The organism is Clostridioides sp. ZZV15-6598 (assembly GCF_020657705.1).
Classification (GTDB): domain Bacteria; phylum Bacillota; class Clostridia; order Peptostreptococcales; family Peptostreptococcaceae; genus Clostridioides; species Clostridioides difficile_F.
This window is the reverse complement of the sequence record NZ_JAGWCS010000253.1, coordinates 1-1,995: the sequence shown is the minus strand read 5'-3', so window position 1 is coordinate 1,995 and position 1,995 is coordinate 1. Positions and strand designations below refer to the sequence as shown.

Below are 1,995 nucleotides of genomic sequence, written 5' to 3'. Positions count from 1 at the left end.
TAAGTATACTAGATATTCTTCAAAAAGTTAGCTTATCAAAATAAATGACATCAAAGTAAAAAAATGGTAAAATTTATAAATAAAATATATGGAGGAAATTGAATGCAAGAAGATCAGTATATAAATTTAAATGAATTTATAAAAAAATTAGATAAAGATATTATAGACATAAAAGATTTAAAGCAGGTAATAAGAATATGTTACAAAAAGCTTAAGGCATATATATACAATGACAATACGAATCTTTTTATAAGGAAATCGATAGCTTTATATGAGAAAGGTGATATAGATGAATTAGAAAATAAGCTAGACAAACTAGCAGATGACTTACTAATTAATAACTTAGATTATAATGCAAATATTAGATGCTTACCTAAGAGGGTAAAATCAGATTATAAGGCATCTAAAAATGATATAAAAAACTTTGTATCTAATAATAGCTATTATTTAAATCAAACTACATACTATATTGATATAAATATAGAATTACATATTATAGGAGTATTTTGGATTTTATTGTTTGGAAAACAGTTAGAAAATGAATATGAACAATATACTTATGGAAACAAGTTAGATGATAAATTTGAACTCAATAATATTAAGCTATTCAAGCCATATTATAATCAATATCAAATGTGGAGAGATAGAGGTATTAAAAAAGTTGAAAATATTATGGATGATAATAAAAGATGTCTTATGATTAATTTGGATATAAAAGATTATTATTATTCAGCCAATGTTGATTTCAAAAAATTAAAAAATGATTTGTTTAAATATAAAGATATAGATACAGATATAGATAAAGAAATTGATAGCGATAAAATTTTAACTATGCTAGATTTAAAATTAAAAGTCAATAAAGTTATAGAAAAAATCTTTATTAATTATTCAAATAAAATATTTAACAAAGATTTAAATGATAAAAGTGTAAGAAATATAATTCCAATTGGTTTTATGCCTTCAAATATAATTGCAAATTGGTATTTAAAAGATCTAGACAAGGATATTGTGTGTAACCTAAATCCAATATACTATGGAAGATATATAGATGATATTATTATGATAATTCCAACACCGATGCATATAAAAGTAGATGAGTTTAATAACTACAAAAAAGTTTTACATGAAAAATTCTGCGAAAGAAATATACTAACATACGCTCTACAAAAAAATAATAAGGATAAAGATAATTCTATTATTAGGTTAGATAACTCATGTAACTTTGAAAATGTAAAAATTTTATTCAATAATTTGCCTAGAGAAGATATTGAATTTAAACAAAATATTAAAAAATTATTGAGAAAATATATACCTGAAGAATTTAATGAAGCTATGAAAGAAATAGATGAACTTTTTAATAGTGGAACAAGTGAAATTCAAAATAGACTAAATAAAGGAGATGTTAATAAGTTAATAAATAAAGTTCAAAGTATATTAAACGATGATGAATTAATTTATGAAGACTGGTCTTCTAAAGACAGCAAAATTCAAATATTAATGGACAATTTAAATAATATTTATAAAGATAAAAGATATCAAGATATAATCAATAAAATAACTAAAGAAATACTTTTAAATGCAGATCTCGATAATGATAAAATTAAAAGAGTATATCTAATAAGCAGATTTTACAAGGATAATCTTAGATTTGAGAATAAACATAAAGCATATTTATGTATTCAAGAAGCTAAAGTAAAGGTTTATTATTTTAAATCAGATGGTAGTAAAGCTCTTATCAATAATTTTAAAAAAGAAATTTTACGTAATGCAAGTGCGTTTAATTTTTTACCTGAAAAAAGTCATGTGATAGAGAGTTTTGATGATGAAACATATAAAATAGACTACTCAGGGAGTATAAATAAAATTTCAAGTATAGAAGATTTTAAGATAAATAAATATGGTATTTCTAAGTTTTTGGCTAGAGTAATTTACTCAGATAGACTTGAAAATAATCAAGATATAGGAGATGTAGAGGAAAAAATATTATGTTTATTT

The 1,995-nt window shown here is 21.9% G+C and carries 1 protein-coding gene; it reads left to right on the top strand.

The window, feature by feature from the left end; genetic code table 11:
- Positions 1–102: 102 nt before the first annotated feature.
- Positions 103–1,995, top strand: a 1,893-nt coding sequence (locus KGF50_RS21290; protein WP_413926855.1) for a hypothetical protein, incomplete at its 3' end; no start/stop codon positions are given.